General features: G+C 72.5%; 15 protein-coding genes. 9 read left to right on the forward strand and 6 right to left on the reverse strand.

What is annotated here, in order from left to right; translation table 11 throughout:
• Positions 1–104 precede the first annotated feature (104 nt).
• On the reverse strand, positions 105–527 hold the full coding sequence (locus AC507J_RS23820; RefSeq protein WP_496291407.1) for an OsmC family protein: 423 nt from the start codon (positions 525–527) through the stop codon (positions 105–107).
• Between the two features lie 115 nt (positions 528–642).
• Entirely contained in the window at positions 643–1614 is a 972-nt protein-coding gene (locus AC507J_RS23825; protein ID WP_496291408.1) for a serine/threonine-protein kinase, read from the reverse strand.
• Positions 1615–1777: 163 nt separating this feature from the next.
• On the opposite strand from AC507J_RS23825, the gene AC507J_RS23830 reads away from it, so the two are divergent.
• The 4 genes from AC507J_RS23830 to AC507J_RS23845 all read left to right on the forward strand — a co-directional run bounded on the left by AC507J_RS23830 (position 1778) and on the right by AC507J_RS23845 (position 5080).
• Positions 1778–1999, forward strand: a complete 222-nt coding sequence (locus tag AC507J_RS23830; RefSeq protein WP_341716022.1) for a DUF8847 domain-containing protein — start codon at positions 1778–1780, stop codon at positions 1997–1999.
• Positions 2000–2080: 81 nt separating this feature from the next.
• Positions 2081–2824 (forward strand): response regulator transcription factor, encoded by a 744-nt coding sequence (locus AC507J_RS23835; protein ID WP_496291409.1) that lies wholly within the window; start codon positions 2081–2083, stop codon positions 2822–2824.
• Between the two features lie 17 nt (positions 2825–2841).
• Positions 2842–4293, forward strand: a complete 1452-nt coding sequence (locus AC507J_RS23840) for a sensor histidine kinase (RefSeq protein WP_496291423.1) — start codon at positions 2842–2844, stop codon at positions 4291–4293.
• Positions 4294–4393: 100 nt separating this feature from the next.
• A complete protein-coding gene (locus tag AC507J_RS23845; RefSeq protein ID WP_496291410.1) occupies positions 4394–5080 on the forward strand; it encodes a helix-turn-helix domain-containing protein in 687 nt (228 codons plus the stop codon).
• Positions 5081–5127: 47 nt separating this feature from the next.
• On the opposite strand, the gene AC507J_RS23850 is transcribed toward AC507J_RS23845, so the two are convergent.
• Positions 5128–5532 carry a VOC family protein gene (locus AC507J_RS23850; RefSeq protein WP_496291411.1) on the reverse strand — a complete coding sequence of 135 codons (405 nt, stop codon included), beginning with the start codon at positions 5530–5532 and terminating at the stop codon, positions 5128–5130.
• 188 nt (positions 5533–5720) lie between these two features.
• Here AC507J_RS23850 and AC507J_RS23855 point away from each other — a divergent pair, with 188 nt between their 5' ends.
• The 4 genes from AC507J_RS23855 to AC507J_RS23870 all read left to right on the forward strand — a co-directional run bounded on the left by AC507J_RS23855 (position 5721) and on the right by AC507J_RS23870 (position 11113).
• On the forward strand, positions 5721–5870 hold the full coding sequence (locus AC507J_RS23855; protein ID WP_155220336.1) for a hypothetical protein: 150 nt from the start codon (positions 5721–5723) through the stop codon (positions 5868–5870).
• Between the two features lie 10 nt (positions 5871–5880).
• The gene (locus AC507J_RS23860; RefSeq protein ID WP_496291412.1) at positions 5881–7368 is read left to right on the forward strand and encodes a class I SAM-dependent methyltransferase; all 1488 of its coding nucleotides are present in this window, start codon (positions 5881–5883) and stop codon (positions 7366–7368) included.
• A 28-nt stretch (positions 7369–7396) separates the two neighbouring features.
• A complete protein-coding gene (locus AC507J_RS23865) occupies positions 7397–9505 on the forward strand; it encodes a sulfatase-like hydrolase/transferase (protein ID WP_496291424.1) in 2109 nt (702 codons plus the stop codon).
• A gap of 324 nt (positions 9506–9829) precedes the next feature.
• The gene (locus tag AC507J_RS23870) at positions 9830–11113 is read left to right on the forward strand and encodes a citrate synthase (protein WP_496291413.1); all 1284 of its coding nucleotides are present in this window, start codon (positions 9830–9832) and stop codon (positions 11111–11113) included.
• 135 nt (positions 11114–11248) lie between these two features.
• Here AC507J_RS23870 and AC507J_RS23875 read toward each other — a convergent pair whose 3' ends face one another.
• From AC507J_RS23875 to AC507J_RS23885, 3 genes are all read right to left on the reverse strand, one after another.
• Complete coding sequence (locus tag AC507J_RS23875) at positions 11249–11929, reverse strand: fasciclin domain-containing protein (RefSeq protein WP_496291414.1); 681 nt, start codon at positions 11927–11929, stop codon at positions 11249–11251.
• Between the two features lie 87 nt (positions 11930–12016).
• The gene (locus AC507J_RS23880; RefSeq protein ID WP_496291415.1) at positions 12017–14113 is read right to left on the reverse strand and encodes a M14 family zinc carboxypeptidase; all 2097 of its coding nucleotides are present in this window, start codon (positions 14111–14113) and stop codon (positions 12017–12019) included.
• Between the two features lie 183 nt (positions 14114–14296).
• A complete protein-coding gene (locus AC507J_RS23885) occupies positions 14297–14953 on the reverse strand; it encodes a response regulator transcription factor (RefSeq protein ID WP_496291416.1) in 657 nt (218 codons plus the stop codon).
• Positions 14954–15273: 320 nt separating this feature from the next.
• Here AC507J_RS23885 and AC507J_RS23890 point away from each other — a divergent pair.
• On the forward strand, positions 15274–16412 hold a 1139-nt coding region (locus AC507J_RS23890), incomplete at its 3' end, for a serine hydrolase domain-containing protein (protein WP_496291417.1).

Genomic DNA, 16412 nt, shown 5'->3' on the forward strand with positions numbered 1-16412 from the left:
TATATGACCTCCAACCCGCATCCACCGAACGGACGAGGGTGGCCCTGGCCGGCCGGGCGCCGGCCGCTGGTGCGCTCGGGCGGGTAGCGGCCGGGGGCCCGGCGTCAGTGCCGACCGTTCTCCGCCGGTGCGACGGTGAGTCGGTGCCTACCACCGTCCGCGCTGGAGAACGGCCAGAGCCGGTCCGCCTGTTCGGCCAGTTCGGTGAGCTGCTGGCGGGTCAGCCCCACCGAGGAGATCGAGGCGTGCACGTCGGCCCGGTAACGACCGTCGTCGTCGCGCCCCAGCCGCGCCTCCGCGCGCACCTGCACGGTGTGCGCCTCGTCCGTGATCGCGCCAGCCGCTTCCACCGCCGCGTGGTGCAGGCAGGAAGCGAAGGCGGCGGCGAGCAACTGCTCCGGGGTCAGCCCCGAGCAGTGCGGCGCCAGCGGAGAGGCGAGGGCGGTGGAGAGCGCTCCGTCGTCGGTGCGGACGTGACCACCCTCGGCGGTCGCGGTGGCAACCTCGTTCGGCCTGGAACTCGGCATCTGCGTTCCTCCCGTCACTCCCCGCCCGGCTACCCGAGCGGGGTCCGGTGAAACCGGGGCCGCGCCTGCCGCCGTCGCGCCGGAAGGCGGCCCGCCCGACCTGCGCAGCGCCGCGTCACCCGCCGCGACGGGCCCCCGGGACCTCGGCCGCCGTCTGGGTCAACTGGATCGGCGCGGCCTCGGTCACCTCCGCGGCCGCGCGTTCGGTCCACGGGCTGATCGAGGGCGTTCGCGGGCGCGGCATCAGTGGCTGATGCATGGGCACGTACACCCGCGCGTCGACCGCCTCGGCGAGCAGCAGCGCGGCCAGCAGGCTGGTCGGCCGCCCGGTCGGCTCCTCGGCCAGCAGGCGCCGGCACAGGTCGGCCACCTCGGCGGGCAGACCAGGGACCTCGGGCAGGGGCTGCGGGGGCTGTCGCCGTTCCGGGCCGAGCAACTCGGTCACGCTGTCGGCGGCGTACGGCAGTCGTCCGGTGAGGCAGCAGTAGAGCAGGACGCCGAGGGCGTACATGTCGGCCGCCGGGGCGGCCGGAGCCCGCCGTAGTTGCTCCGGTGCCAGGTAGGCGGGCGTACCGATCACGATGCCCTCGGGCGTGGGGTCGGCGGCGCCGGCCGGCGTGGCGATGCCGAAGTCGAGCACCTTCGCGCCGGAGGGGGTGAGCATCACGTTGGCCGGCTTGATGTCGCGGTGCACGATGCCGTGTGCGTGTGCTGCGGCCAGCGCGGCGCTCACCTCCGCGCACACCCGTACCGCGATCCGCCAGTCCAGCGGGCCGGCCCGCAGGTGTGCGGCGAGCGTCTCGCCCAGGGCCAGTTCCATCACGATGTACGGCGTCTCGTGTCCCGGAAGCACCGCGCAGGTCCCGAAGTCGTGCACGCTTGCGACGTTGGGATGGACCAGGCGGGCCGCCGAACGGGCCTCGGCGCGGATGCGCGCCACCGACGCGGCACCGTCCGGCTGTCCGGGTGACAGCAGCTTCACCGCCACCTCGCGGTCCAGCACCTCGTCGTGTGCCCGCCAGACCTCCGACATGCCGCCGAGGCCGATCCGCTGATCGAGCCGGTACCGCCCGTCCAGCGTTCTCATCGCCCGCTCCTTGCCCTCGTGCTGCTCGCCCCGGCGCGCGTGCCCGCGGCGTCCCGCACGGTACCCCGCCCCCGATCAGGGCAAACCGGCCTCGGAACGGGGCTGGTGGGGTTAGCGTGCGAGCCGGGACGCCAGTGTCGGGCAGTGGGAGGCGGAGCGGGTGATGAGTGAGGTGACCGTACGATTCGTCGGTGGTCCGGCACATGACATGGTCCGGGCGCTGCCGGCCGGCCCGGACGGGGCCCCGCCCCGGCTCTGGGTGCTCCGCCGGCCCGAGGCGGCGCCCACCCCGGCCGCCGACCACCTCTACGCCCGTCAGCGCCCCGACGGCAGCGTCTGGACCATGCGTTTCGTCCGTACCGACCCGGTCGGCGTGACGGAGTGAGACTCCGCGCCCGGGCGCACAGCCGGCGCACAGGAAACTCACAAGCTGGACCCAGCGGTCCGGCTCACCATGGACGCCGTGATGACCGAGAGTGAAGCCGGGCCGGGGCGCGTCGAGCTGCGTCGGCCGGACGGGGAACCGGTCCGGGTACTTGTGGTCGACGACGAGCCGACCCTGACCGACCTGATGTCGATGGCGCTGCGCTACGAGGGCTGGCAGGTCCGGACGGCCGGCGACGGGATGGCCGCGCTCCGCGTCGCCCGGCAGTTCCAGCCCGACGCGGTGGTGCTCGATGTGATGCTTCCCGACCTGGACGGCTTCCAGGTGTTACGCAGACTGCGGGCGGAGAACGCCACCGTGCCGGTGCTCTTCCTGACCGCCCGCGACGCGGTCGAGGAGCGGATCGCCGGGCTCACCGTCGGCGGTGACGACTACGTGACCAAGCCGTTCAGCCTGGAGGAGGTGATCGCCCGGCTGCGGGCGCTGCTGCGCCGCTCCGGCTTCGCCGTGGCCACCCGGCCGGACGCGGTGCTGACCGTCGGCGACCTCAGCCTCGACGAGGAGAGCCACGAGGTACGCCGGGACGGCCAGCTGATCACGCTGACCGCCACCGAGTTCGAGCTGCTGCGGTACCTGATGCGCAACCCCCGGCGGGTGCTGAGCAAGGCGCAGATCCTCGACCGGGTCTGGAACTACGACTTCGGTGGCCAGGCCAACGTGGTCGAGCTGTACATCTCCTACCTGCGCAAGAAGATCGACGCCGGCCGGCAGCCGATGATCCACACTCTGCGCGGGGCCGGGTACCTGCTCAAGCCGGCCGAGTGAGCACGCTGCGCCGGTGGCTGACCGGCTGGTCGCTGCGGACCCGGCTGGTGGTCACCCTGGTCGCCCTGCTGGCCGTGGTCAGCCTGGCCATCGGCGCGATCACCACGGCGGCGCTGCGGCAGTTCCTGATCTCCCGGTTGGACGAGCAGCTTCTGCCGATGGCCGGGGTCCGCGTCGGCACGCCGTGGGAGCCGGGACCGGGTGCCCCACCCTGGTCCGACGTACGGGTCCCGCGCGGCTTCCCACCCGGCACGATCAGCGCCCGCATCGTCGACGGCCAGGTCACCGAGGCGTGGACGCTGGCCGGCCGGGAGGAACAGGCGGTACCGGTCGACCAGGTGGCCGCGTTGGCCGAGGTGCCCACCGACCGCCGCGCGCACAGTCGCGACCTCGGCGACCGGGGCAGCTACCGGCTGGTCGCCAGACAATCCGTCGGTGGGACGGTGCGGGTGCTGGGCGTACCGCTCTCCGGGGTGCAGGAGACCGTGTGGTGGATGGTGGCCGCCCAGGCCGCGGTCACCGCCGCCGGGCTCATCGTCGCCGGCACCGCCGGCGCCCTCATCGTCCGGGCCACCCTGCGTCCGCTGCGCCGGGTCGCCGCCACCGCCGGCCGGGTCAGTGAACTGCCGCTGGACCGGGGCGAGGTGGCGCTCTCCGAACGGGTACCGGCCGCCGACACCGATCCGCGTACCGAGGTGGGCCAGGTGGGTTCCGCGCTCAACCGGATGCTCGGGCACGTCGCCGCCGCGCTCGCCGCCCGGCAGGCCAGCGAGACCCGGGTACGCCAGTTCGTCGCGGACGCCAGCCACGAACTGCGTACCCCCCTCGCGGCGATCCGGGGTTACGCCGAGGTGGCCCGACGGGGCCGGGACCGGGTGCCGCCCGACGTGGCGCACGCCCTGCGCCGGGTCGAGTCGGAGAGCACCCGGATGACCAGTCTCGTCGACGACCTGCTGCTGCTGGCCCGGCTGGACTCCGGCCGCCCGCTCGCGGTCGAGTCGGTCGACCTCACCGCGCTTGTGGTGGACGCGGTGAGCGACGCCCACGTCGCCGGCCCCGAGCACCGTTGGCAACTCGACCTGCCCGGCGAGGTGATCCGGGTCCCCGGTGACGCGGCCCGGTTGCACCAGGTGCTGGCCAACCTGCTGGCCAACGCGCGGGTGCACACCCCGCCCGGCAGCACCGTCACCACCAGCCTGCGGCTGGCCGCCGACGCGGCCGAACTCAGCGTGACCGACGACGGCCCCGGCGTACCACCCGAGCTGCGGGACGAGGTCTTCGAACGGTTCGCCCGAGGCGACAGCTCCCGCTCCCGGACCCACGGCAGCACCGGCCTCGGCCTGGCCATCGTGGCCGCCGTGGTGGAGGCCCACCACGGCACTGTCACCCTCGACACCCGCCCCGGCCGCACCACCTTCACCGTCCGCCTGCCGGTAAGGAAGGGCCCCTTCTTAACGCCTGGTGCATAGCAAGGGCCCCCTTTTAACAAGCCGGCAGGAGCGGCAGCGCGGCAGGCGCCGCACGGTGGGTCGCGGCCGGTGGCGTGGGCGTGCGTGGCAGGCTGGCGACGTGTATCGGGAACGAGCGGCCGGCGTCGCCGGTGCGGTGCTCTGGACCAGCACGGCGCCGGCCGAGCCCGGCGTCACCCGGGTGCTTCCGGACGGCTGCCTCGATCTGCTCTGGTCCAGCCGGGCCGGGCTGCTGGTGGCCGGTCCCGACCGCACCGCGTACCTCGCCACCAGCGCGCCGGGGGAGCGGTGGGTCGGGCTGCGGCTGCCACCCGGGGTGGGCCCGGCGGTGCTCGGCGTGCCCGCCGTCGAACTGCGCGATCAGCGGGTACGGCTGGCGGATCTCTGGGGTGCCCGGTACGAAGCGTCGCTGGCCGACCGGGCCGCGGCCGACCCGGCGACCGTCCTGGTGGAGGTGACCGCGTACCGGCTGCGTGCCGCCGGTGGCCCGGACCGGCTCGGCCGCCGGGTGGCCGCCGCGCTGGCCGCCGGCGCCCCGGTGGCCGCGACCGCCGCGGAGGTCGGCCTCGACCCGCGTGGCCTGCTGCGACGCAGTCGGCACCTGTTCGGGTACGGCCCGAAGACCCTCGCCCGGATCCTGCGGATGCGCCGGGCGCTGGCGCTGGCCCGGGGCGGGGTGCCGCTCGCCGAGGTGGCCGCCCGCACGGGCTACGCCGACCAGGCCCACCTGACCCGCGACGTCCGCGCCCTGGCCGGTGTGCCGCCCGGGGCGCTGCTCACCTCCTGATCACCTCCTGAGCCCGGTCACGAGTCCCTGCCCACCTCCTGAGCCGGTCACGAGTCCGGGGTCGGGGCCGGTGCGAAGAGGTCGACGGCGTTGCCGTCGGGGTCGTGCAGGATGGCGTAGCGCTGGCCCCAGGGAGCGTCCCACGGCGGCCGGTGACCATGGCAGCCGGCGGCGGTCAGCTCGGCGTACCAGCGGTCGACCTCCGCCGGGTCGGCGCAGCGGAAGGCCAGCGCCGACCGGGGACTGCCGACCGGCGGGGTCCAGTCGGGATCGATGGAGCGGGTCACCGAGACGTCGTCCCAGGCGAGGCGCAGCCCGCCCGGCAGGGTCACCTCCACGTGCGGCTCCTTCTCCGCCCCGGCCGGGATGTCGAGCCCGAGCCGTCGGTAGAACTCCAGCGTGCGGGCCATGTCGGTGGTGACGAATCCGATCATGTCGAGGTACGGGTTCATGGCGGCAGGCTACGACGGCACCCGAGCCGACGTCTTGAACAAAACGGCTCCGGGAAGTCCCGCGATGTACCCGACAGGGCACGGCAGAACGCGTACGGTGGGACAAGTCCGGCTATGCCACCCAATTCCGAAATGCGACGGACGGGCGGTTGCCGGTGTCGAGACGGCAAGCGGGAGAGGAGCGGTCGGTGAACCACTTGGCCTACCTGGACGCGGGGTCCGGCAGCCTGATCGTGCAGGCGGTGGTCGGCGGGATCGCCGGTGTCGCGGTGGCCGCCAAGCTCTACTGGCGCAGACTCGTCAGTCGTTTCCGCCGCCAGCCCACCGACCAGAGCTGACCCGTCCGGCATGGTGATCCCCGACCTCGGCCGTGCCTCGCCAGCGGCCCGGCTCGACGCTGAGCCACGCGCCGAGCCCGGCTCGTTCCGCGACCCGGCGAACCGGGTGTTCCACGCCGGCGGTGCCGTGCTCCGCGCCCTCGACGAGACCGCCGCCGCGCACTGGCGGGCCCTGGCCGGCAGCACCTTCTTCCCACACCTGGTCGCGGCCGGCAAGGTCTGCGGCACCGAGGAACTGCCGGCTGACGCCAGCCCGGCGACGCCGCCGACCACGCCCGCCGGGTCGGGAGAGCCGGCCTGGGCGGCGGTGCTGCGGCACGAGCGCATCCCGTTCGTCTCCCACCCGTACGAGTGGTCCCACACCATGCTGCGCGACGCCGCGCTGCTGCACCTGGAGATCCTCCGTACGGCGCTGCCGGCGGGCTTCACCACCAAGGACGGCTCGGCGTACAACCTCCAGTGGCGCGGCAGCCAGCCGGTCTTCATCGACGTGGGCTCCTTCGCCCCGCTGCGCGAGGGCGAACCCTGGGCCGGCTACCGGCAGTTCTGCCAGACGCTGCTCTATCCGCTGCTGCTCGGCGCCCACCTCGGGGTGGACTTCCAGCCCTGGCTGCGGGCCCGGATCGACGGCATCGAGGCGGAGCAGATGAGCCACCTCCTGCGCGGCCTGCGCCGGCTCTCGCCGGGCGTACTGACCCACGTCCACCTGCACCACAGCGTGCAGCGGCGCAACGCGGGCCGCAGCACCGCCGACGTCCGGACGCAGCTGCGCGACGCCGGCTACACCCGCGAGCTGGCGCTGGCCACCGTACGCGGGATGGAGAAGCTGGTGCGCCGCCTCGATCACCGGCCGCCCGCCAGCCACTGGGTGGACTACCAGCGCACCTGCGGCTACTCCGACGCCGACCGGGCCGGCAAGGAGCGGTTCGTCACCGCGGCGCTCACCGGCGTACGCCGCAGCCGTCTTGTGCTCGACCTCGGCGCCAACGACGGCCACTACTCCCGCCTCGCCGCCCGGCACGCCGACTACGTGGTCGCCGTTGAACAGGACCCGGCGGTGCTCGACCGGCTCTACCGCACCCTGCGCGACGAGGGCGACCGGCGGGTGCTGCCGCTGGTGCTGGACCTGGCCGACCCCTCGCCCGGCGGCGGTTGGCGCGGCGTCGAGCGGGCCTCGTTCGCCGCCCGGGCCGGCGCGGACACCGTGCTCGCCCTGGCCCTGGTGCACCACCTGGCGATCGGGCGCAACGTGCCACTGCCCGAGGTGGTGGCGTGCCTCGCCGGCTACGCCGGACCCGGCGGCCGGCTGGTGGTGGAGTTCGTCCACCCCGAGGACCCGATGGCCGTACGACTGCTGGCCAACAAGCCGGACGGGATCTTCCCCGACTACCGGCGGGACGCCTTCGAGGCGCTGCTCGCCGGGTACGGCACGGTCGAGGAGCGGCTGGAGCTGCCCTCGGGCACCCGCACCCTGTACCGGGTGGCCCTGGGTGGTTGACAATCCCACCGACCGGCCAGGCGGCCGGCTGAGTCACGGCACCGCCCCGGGCCCGGACTGCGGGGCTGACCGGCCCACCGACGAGCCGGGCGGGCTCGCCGTCACCGATCCGGCGGCGACCGGCGACGGGTCGCCGCGCCCGCGCCGCTGGCGCTGGGGTGGTTGGCGGCCCGAGGTGGGGCGACTGCTGGAGGTCGCGGCACTGGTCGGGCTGGTGATCACCCAGCCGCTGCTGGACGTGCTCGGCCGCAGCCCCGACTTCTTCCTCTTCCACCGCGCCGACCGGGGCGAGATTCTGCTGCTGGTGGCCCTGGTCGTGGTGCTGCCGACGGTGGCGCTCGGGCTGCTCGGCGCGCTGTCCGGGCTGGCCGGACCGGCCGCGCGGGCGGCCACCCACACCCTGTTGGTGGCCCTGCTGGTGGCCGCGTTGGCGGTGCAGGTCGGCCGGCACGGCACGCCGCTGCGGGGCGTACCGCTGCTGGTGGTCGCCGCGACGGTGGGTGTCGCCGCGGCGTTCGCCCACCGGCGTTGGCGGGCGCTGCGCGCGGCGCTGCGGTTGGCCGCCGTCGGGCCGCTGGTCTTCACCATGCTGTTCCTGTTCGTCTCGCCGACCGGGCCGGTCGTGCTGCCGCGCGGTCACGGCGGCCTGGCCGGCACCGCCACCGGCGACCGGCATCCGCCGGTGGTCGTGCTCGTCCTCGACGAGCTGCCCCTGGTCTCCCTGCTGGACCAGCAGGGCCGCATCGACGCCGGACGCTTCCCGCACTTCGCCGAGCTGGCCGGCGCCTCGACCTGGTACCGCAACGCCACAGGCGTCAGCGGCTGGACACCGTACGCGCTGCCGGCGATGCTGACCGGCCGGTATCCGACGGAACCGGTCGCGCCGCACTTCTCCCACCACCCGGACAACCTCTTCACCGCCCTCGGCGGCCTGTACGACATCCGCGCCGAGGAGAGCATCACCCGGCTCTGCCCGCCCAGCCGCTGCGAGCAGCCGGTCACCCCCGAGCAGGGCCTCGGTGTGCTGGTGCGGGAGACCGGCAAGCTGCTGCGCCAGCTGACCTCGCCACAGGACAGCCGGATCGACCCGGAGAACTCGTACCGGGAACGCACCGCCGAGGAGGCGGGCATCGACGCCGCCGAGCCGGTGCCGACCGACCCGAAGTTCCGCTGGGACAGCCTCACCCTCAACCAGCCGGCCCGGTTCACCAGCTTCCTGCGCGGCCTGACCCCGGCGGCCCGACCCACGCTGCACTTCCTGCACCTGCTGATGCCGCACTCACCGTGGGCGTACCTGCCCTCCGGCGCACGCTACGAGGCACCCGAGGACTTCCCCAACGAGGGAGACGGGTGGGTGGAGCTGGCCCGCGCCCGGCACCTGGCGCAGCTCGGCTACACCGACCGGCTGATCGGCGAGACGCTGCGGACCCTGCGCGAGAACGGGCTCTGGGATCAGGCGCTGGTGGTGGTGACCGCCGACCACGGGGTCAGCTTCACCAAGGGCGTGCAGGGCCGGGGACTCGACGCCATCCGGGCCGCACCGCAGCAGGTGGCCTGGGTGCCGATGTTCGTCAAGACGCCGGGGCAGCGCACCGGCCGGGTCGACGACCGCAACTGGCAACACGTCGACCTGCTGCCGACGATCGCCGACGAGGCCGCCATCCGGCTGCCCTGGCGGGTCGACGGCCGCTCCGCCCGTCAGCCGGCGCGTACCGACGCCGGCAAGCTCTTCTACGACCGGCCCGGGGAACCGATCCCGCTGCCCGGCGGGGTGCCCGCCGGGATGCCGCCGTCGGCCCCGCATCCGCTGGTCGGCACGGCGGTGGGCGCCGCACCGCCCGGCGGCACCGCTCGGGTGGCCGGGTTGGACGCGTTCCGCTTCGTCGATCCGGATGAGGGGGTGCTGCCGGGCATGGTCTGGGGCACCCTGCCGGATTCGGTGCCGGACGGCACCGAGCTGGCGGTGGCGGTCAACGGCACCGTTGCCGCCGTGGTCCCGGTGGTCGCGCCCGACCCGGGTGGCCGTCGCTTCGCCGCGCTGCTCGCCGACGACCGGCTCTTCCGCGTCGGCGCCAACCGGCTCGACCTTTACCTGGTCCAGCCCGACGGCGGAATGCGCCAGCTGACCATCTCCTGAGCCGCCCGGCAGCGCCATCTCCTGAGCCGCCCGGCAGTGCCATCTCCTGAGCCGCCCGGTAGCGCCACCCTGCGACGGCGCACACCCGCCGCGCTGAGCCGTCGCACTGAGCCGCCGCGCAGTTCGCTTGGCTCGTCCGCATTAACACGCTGTGTTCCGTTCGCTGCTCCAGGTCCCGATCGTCGGGGTTTCCCAGCTCGCCGGTCGGGAATCGGGTGACGCATACCTCACCGCAGAACCACGAGGGGCGGTGTCGCCGCAACCGCAATTACGGTAGAAGCGAAGGCAATTCAACGTAGATCTGCCGGCGAAGCGAGGAACCACATGACGGAAGTCAAGCTCGATCACCCCGGCGGGCAGCTGTCGATGCCGGTACATTCCGCGGTCGAGGGCCCCGACGGTATCGGTGTCAGCAAGCTGCTGAAGGAAACCGGGATGACGACGTACGACCCCGGGTTCGTCAACACCGCCGCCTGTTCATCCGCGATCACCTACATCGACGGTGACGCGGGCATCCTGCGTTACCGGGGCTACCCGATCGAGCAGCTGGCCGAGAAGAGCTCCTTCCTGGAGGTCTCCTACCTGCTGATCTACGGTGAGCTGCCGACCACCCAGCAGCTGACCGAGTTCAGCGAGCGGATCCGCCGGCACTCGCTGCTGCACGAGGAGATGCGCCGCTTCTTCGACGGCTTCCCCCGCGAGGCGCACCCGATGGCCGTGCTCTCCTCGGCGGTGAGCGCGATCTCCACCTTCTACCAGGACAGCCTGGACCCGTTCGACGCCGAGCACGTGGAGATGTCCACGGTCCGGCTGATGGCGAAGGTCCCCACCATCGCCTCGTACGCCTACAAGAAGTCGATCGGTCAGCCGCTGCTCTACCCGGACAACGCGCTGGGCTACGTGGAGAACTTCCTGCGGATGACGTTCGGCGTGCCGGCGGAGCCGTACGAGGTCGACCCGGTGATGGCCCGGGTGCTGGACATGCTCTTCGTCCTGCACGCCGACCACGAGCAGAACTGCTCCACCTCGACCGTGCGGCTGGTCGGATCCAGCAACGCCAACCTGTTCGCCTCGGTCTCGGCCGGCGTCAACGCCCTCTTCGGTCCGCTGCACGGCGGCGCCAACCAGGCGGTGCTGGAGATGCTGGAGCGTATCCAGGCCGACGGCGGTGACGTGCAGTCCTTCGTCCGCAAGGTGAAGGACAAGCAGGACGGCGTCAAGCTGATGGGCTTCGGCCACCGGGTCTACAAGAACTACGACCCGCGTGCCGCGATCGTGAAGCAGGCGGCCCAGGACGTGCTCGGCCGGATGGCCAAGCCGGACCCGCTGCTGGACATCGCGATGCAGTTGGAGGAGATCGCCCTCGCCGACGACTTCTTCGTCTCCCGGCGGCTCTACCCGAACGTGGACTTCTACACCGGCCTGATCTACAAGGCCATGGGCTTCCCGACGAAGATGTTCACGGTGCTGTTCGCCCTGGGCCGGCTGCCCGGCTGGATCGCGCAGTGGCGCGAGATGATCAACGACCCGGAGACCAAGATCGGCCGTCCGCGGCAGGTCTACACGGGTGCCGCCGAGCGCGACTACCTCCCGGTCGAGAAGCGCTGAGGCAGGGAAGGGCCCTCCCGACGCCTGAGGTGGCGGAGGGCCCCTTCTCGGCACGACAAGCGACGGCCGCCGTCCCCGGGGTGAGGGGGCGGCGGCCGTCGGTCTCCGCGGGAAGGGGGTTGAACCCCGCGGCGGTCAGTGGGCCGGGTGGTCGTCCTCGTCACCGGCGGTGGTGGGCAGCGTGCCGAGCACCTGGTTGATGACGTGGATCCGGGCGTCGGCCGCCTGGTAGTCGGCGCAGATCGTGTCGGCGCGGGCGTCGATCCGGGCACCGTCACCCTGTGCGGAGACGGTGAGGTCGGTGCCGGCCAGGGTGGTGACGGTGCCGGCGGCCACCAGCTCGGCCACCGGCCGCGCGCCGTCGACCACGTGATCGCGGAGCAGCTCACGCAGCGTGTCGGTGTCGTGCAGCAGCAGCTCGTCGAGGTTGGTGCGGGAGAACTTGGCCGCGAACGCGTCGTCGGTCGGGGCGAGGATGGTCACGCCCGAGCCGCCGGTCAGCTCGGCGGCCAGGCCGGTGGCCCGTACCGCCGCCTCGAAGGTGGTGAGCACCGGAATCCACTGTAGAGCCTGGTCGGCGGGCTGGTCGGCCAGCGACTCCGGGTTGCCCGGTTCGCTGCCGCCGGGCAGTTCGGCGCAGAGCGGCCCGACCACGCTCACGGTACGCGCCGCGGCGGCGTCCGCACTCCGGTCGCCCCGCTCGTCGCCGGCTCCGGTGCAGCCGGCCGCCGCGAGCAGCAGGGCCAGGGCCGCCCCGGCGAGTGGTGCCGCGCGCCGGGTGCGCCGTGGTGTTCCGGCAGGGAGGGTGTCGGTCACGTCTTCTCCAGTCCGCTCCGGGTGGTACCGGCAGGCCGGGCGCGGATCCGGCCTGCCGGTACGACGGGGGTTCGAGTTTCAGTCAGCTCACAGGCGTCCGCACTGACTGAACTTCGGACCGCTCACCGAGTTGGCCACCTCGAGGTTGACCGGTTCGGCGGAGTTGCCGGTGCAGTTCAGCGGGCCGTTGATGGTGTTTCCGGCGACCAGCGGTGCCCCGCCGGCGCTGTTCACCACGTTGACCGGGCCGCTGACCTTGTTGCCGACCAGCACCACCGGACCCTGGGTGCCGGTGGCGTTCACCGGACCGCTGACCGTGCTGTCGGTCAGCACGAAGCCGGCCGCGCCGGAGGCGCTCACCGGGCCGTTGATCGAGCTGCCGTTGACGATCAGCGTGGCACCGGCCTTGACCGTGATCGGGCCCCGGACGGTGGCGTCGGCGAGGCAGGCCACCCCGGAGACCGTCAGCGGACCGTTGCGGGTACCGGTGAGCGTGGGGGCGACCCGCTCGCCGGCCACCAGGCCCTCGACGGCCTGCTCGTCAAGGAGCAGCGGCACCAGGCCCCGCTCCGGCTGCGACAGCGGTACGAGGTACCCGTCGGCGATCTTGATCACCTTCCAGCCGTGCGCGGCGAGCCGCTGGGCCACGGTGGTCTGCCGGCCGCTCGGGCCGTCGGTGCGGGCACCGTTGTACTGCTCCTCCGTGAGCTTGTAGGCGCACGGCGGCTGGTTGAGGATCCGGTCCTCACGCGGTGCGTCCACCGGCGGCGGGGTCTCACCCGGGTGCGGAGCCGGGTGCGCCGGGATCGGACGGGAGCCCCGGAAGACGATCCGGCCGGTGTTCGCCGACTGGAACTTGATCGCCTCGGCCCGGGCGCTGGTGATGTCGCCGACGTTCGCCCCGTGGTACGCGAGGAACTGGTTGAACGTCCAGAGCGCCGAGTAGGTCTTACGCCGGCGGTTGTTGGCGGTGTTGCCCTCGTCCGGCCGGGTCGGGCCGCCGGAGCTGCGCAGCTCCAGCAGGGAGTTGACCACGTTCTTCAGGCCGAGGGTGTTGCGCAGGATGGTCTCCTCGCCCAGGCCCACGTTGGCCCCGGTGCAGCCGTACGGGCAGGCCCACCAGCCGTCCTTGGCGCCCTGGGTGTACATGTGACCCTCGATCATGTCCTGCGACTCGTCGAAGATCCCCTGCGCCACGTTCTGGTGCCGCGGCGGCAGCATCGGCAGGTCACCGGTGTTGGTGTTGCCGTACTCGTGACCGTCGTAGCTGGCGATCGGCCGGTAGTCGCGGACCATCTCCACGAAGGCCTGGGTCTCCGGCTGGCGGATCAGCGAGTAGTCCCGGTTGAGGTCCTGTCCGGTGGAGTTGCCCCGGCTGTTGGCCGCCCGGCCGTCACCGTTGATGGTGGGCAGGATCAGCATGGTGGTCTTCGACAGCCGGTCGAGGGTGGCGGCGTCGTCGGTGAAGGCCAGCTGCCGGGCCATGATGAAGCAGGCCTCGCGGTCACCGGGCTCGTTGCCGTGCACGTTGCAGTTGACCAGCAGCGGGTTCGTCGCGGCCACGGCCTCCGGGGTCGCCGGGGGAGTGGGGTAGCCGATGACGAACATGTTGATCGGCCGGTTCTGGATGGTGCGGCCGATCTCCACCACGCGAACCCGCTCGCTCAGCTCGTCGATCGCGGCGGTGTAGGCGTACTCGTTGACGTCGCTGGTGTACTGCGCGCCGAGCGTGTCCTCCCACTGCGTACGCAGGTTCTGCCCCGGGGTGTCGGGGTTGCCCCAGTGGGTCCGGGTGGTCTCGGCGACCGGGGCCGAGTACGGCTGCGCGGTGGTGCCGAAGCGGGCCCGGACGCGCCACTGGAACCGGTTGCCGGGGACGAAGCCGGCGTCGGCGAAGGTGGGCTCGGAGTTGTTGATCTGACGGTTCGGCCGCCAGACACCGACGATCACCGGGTTGCCGGCGGTGCCGTCCTCGGCGACCGGGGTGCGCTCGATCTGGTAGTCGGTGGCCCCGTCGACCGGGGTCCAGGCCAGAGTGGCGTAACCGTCACCCTGTACGACAGTCAGGCCCTGCACCTGGTTCGGCTCCACCGTCAGCTCCGCGGTGGTGGCCGTCAGTTGTCCGTGGGCCTGGGCGGGTTGTGCGGTCGCCGCGAGGGTGACGGCGAGCAAGGCGGTGAACACACCGGCCGTTGTCCGTCTGTATCGCAAGGGCATCTCCAAACAGGAGGAATGGTCGGGTACGACCAGCACACCCCCACCTGCCCCGCCACGGGCCCGCGAGCAGGGAATCTTGAGGATGCTCTGAGATTCCCGCCGACCGCCGGGCGTCACGCGGGTACTGCTGGGGCCGCCCGCTCGGGTGTGTCAGTCGGCGCGCAGCCGGTAGCCGACGCCGCGTACCGTCTCCACCCGGCCGGGGTCGTCCAGCTTGCCGCGCAGTGCCGCGACGTGGACGTCGAGGTTGTGCCGGGTGGCCCAGGTGGTCTGCCAGACCTCCAGTTGCAGCCGGTCCCGGGGCACCACCGTGCCCGCCTGCCGGGCCAGCGCCACCAGCAGATCGAACTCCTTGCGGGAGAGCGCGACCTCCCGGTCGGCCACCCAGACCCGCCGGGCGTCGACGTCGATGCGCAGCGGGCCGGCCTGCAACGCCGTCGACGTGCGGGCGGTACGCGACGTCCGGCGCATGACCGCCTCGATGCGCGCCTGCAACTCGACCATCGAGAAGGGCTTCACCACGTAGTCGTCGGCACCGGCACGCAGCCCGGCCACCCGGTCCTGCTCCTCGCCTCGGGCGGTCACCGCGATGATGGCGACCACCTCGTCGTTCTGGCGGATCCGCCGGCACACCTCCAGGCCGTCCCGGTCGGGCAGGGTCATGTCGAGCAGGATGAGGTCGACCCGCTCCGCCTCGACCGCCTCTGCGGCCGTGACCGCCTGCGTCACCTCGTGCCCCCGCCGCCGCAGCGCCGAGGCGAGCCCTGCCGACACTCGCAGATCGTCTTCCACCAGGAGCACCCGCACCGACACCCTCCTCGACTTCCGCCCCCGTGGATGGTGCGAGTCTGTCGGATGTGAACAGCTGTTTACCAGTGCGGATACAAGATCGTAACGGCAAAAAGAGTTGACCGAACGGGCGAGACTCCGGCCCCGGAAGCGTTGGTGGCCGCTTCGGCGTGGTGCCGACTCCGCCGGGCGGCGCGGGTCACCTCCGTCCACCGACGACGGGCCGGGGTGCGGGATCTCCCCGATCCGATATAGGGGGATTGCCGGATGGAAACGCATCGACAGCTTCGTACGGTCGAGTTCCTGGCCATTACCCGTATCCAGTGGAGGGGCATGACATGCGAGGACATCTCGGGCGGTGGTGCCTGGGCGTTGCGCTGGCAACGACCCTGGTCGTCACCGGTGGCGCGGTACCGGCCTCGGCTGGGCCCGTCGGCGAAGACCGGCGACGGCTCCAGGTCGCGGTCGACGACCTGCACGACCTCGGTATCACCGGCGTCCAGGGGCTCACCCGCATCGACGGTGCGACCACCCGTGCCCGGGCCGGCGTCGGCGATCTCACCCGTGGCACGCCGGTGCCGCTCGACGGGCACTTCCGGATGGGCAGCAACACCAAGACCTTCGTCGCCGTCGTCGTCCTGCAACTGGTGGGCGAGGGGAAGCTGAGACTTGACGACACCGTCGAGCGATGGTTGCCGGGAGTGGTCGCCGGCAACGGCAACGACGGTCGTCGGGTCACCGTCCGTCAGCTGCTCCAGCACACCAGCGGCATCTACAACTACACGAACGACATCACGGCACTCACCTCCTACGAGGGGTACCTGGCGCACCGGTTCGACAATTACGAGGCGGCCGACCTCGTCGCCCTGGCGATGAAGCACGAGCCCGTCTTCCCGCCCGGCACCGGGTGGGACTACTCCAACACGAACTACATCCTCGCCGGGATGCTCATCGAAAAGGTGACCGGCCGGTCGTGGGCCACCGAGGTACGCAGCCGGATCCTCAAGCCGCTCGGGCTGGGCCGGACATCCGTGCCGGGGGACCGGCCCACCCTGCCGGCACCGCACGCCAAGGGCTACCAGCAGTGGGTGCCGGGCGGCACCCTCACCGACACCACTCTGCTCAACCCGACAGTTGCCGGCGCGGCCGGCAACATGATCACCACGCCGAGCGATCTGGCCCGCTTCTGGCAGGCGCTGCAACGCGGTCAGCTGCTCAAACCTCGCCAGATGGCGCAGCTGCACGACTCGGTACCGGCCGACACCTTCCAGGACTTCATTCCGGGCGCACGCTACGGCCTGGGCATCATGTACGTCCCGAACCGCTGCGGAGGCTACTGGTCCCACGGTGGCGACGTGCCGGGCACGAGCACCGCGAACGGGGTGAGCTCGGACGGTAGGCGCGTGGTGGTGCTCTCCCTGACCACGCAGCTCGCCGACGAGCAGGCGGCACTTGCCGTCTACGGGCGCACCTTCCG

It is taken from the genome of Micromonospora sp. PRAS1 (assembly GCF_059553435.1).

Bases quoted from the DNA above. Each gene is read 5' to 3' on its own strand.
- AC507J_RS23820 (WP_496291407.1), bottom strand. From the start codon at position 527: ATGCCGAGTTCCAGGCCGAACGAGGTTGCCACCGCGACCGCCGAGGGT.
- AC507J_RS23825 (WP_496291408.1), bottom strand. From the start codon at position 1,614: ATGAGAACGCTGGACGGGCGGTACCGGCTCGATCAGCGGATCGGCCTC.
- AC507J_RS23830 (WP_341716022.1), top strand. From the start codon at position 1,778: ATGAGTGAGGTGACCGTACGATTCGTCGGTGGTCCGGCACATGACATG.
- AC507J_RS23835 (WP_496291409.1), top strand. From the start codon at position 2,081: ATGACCGAGAGTGAAGCCGGGCCGGGGCGCGTCGAGCTGCGTCGGCCG.
- AC507J_RS23850 (WP_496291411.1), bottom strand. From the start codon at position 5,532: ATGAACCCGTACCTCGACATGATCGGATTCGTCACCACCGACATGGCC.
- AC507J_RS23860 (WP_496291412.1), top strand. From the start codon at position 5,881: ATGGTGATCCCCGACCTCGGCCGTGCCTCGCCAGCGGCCCGGCTCGAC.
- AC507J_RS23870 (WP_496291413.1), top strand. From the start codon at position 9,830: ATGACGGAAGTCAAGCTCGATCACCCCGGCGGGCAGCTGTCGATGCCG.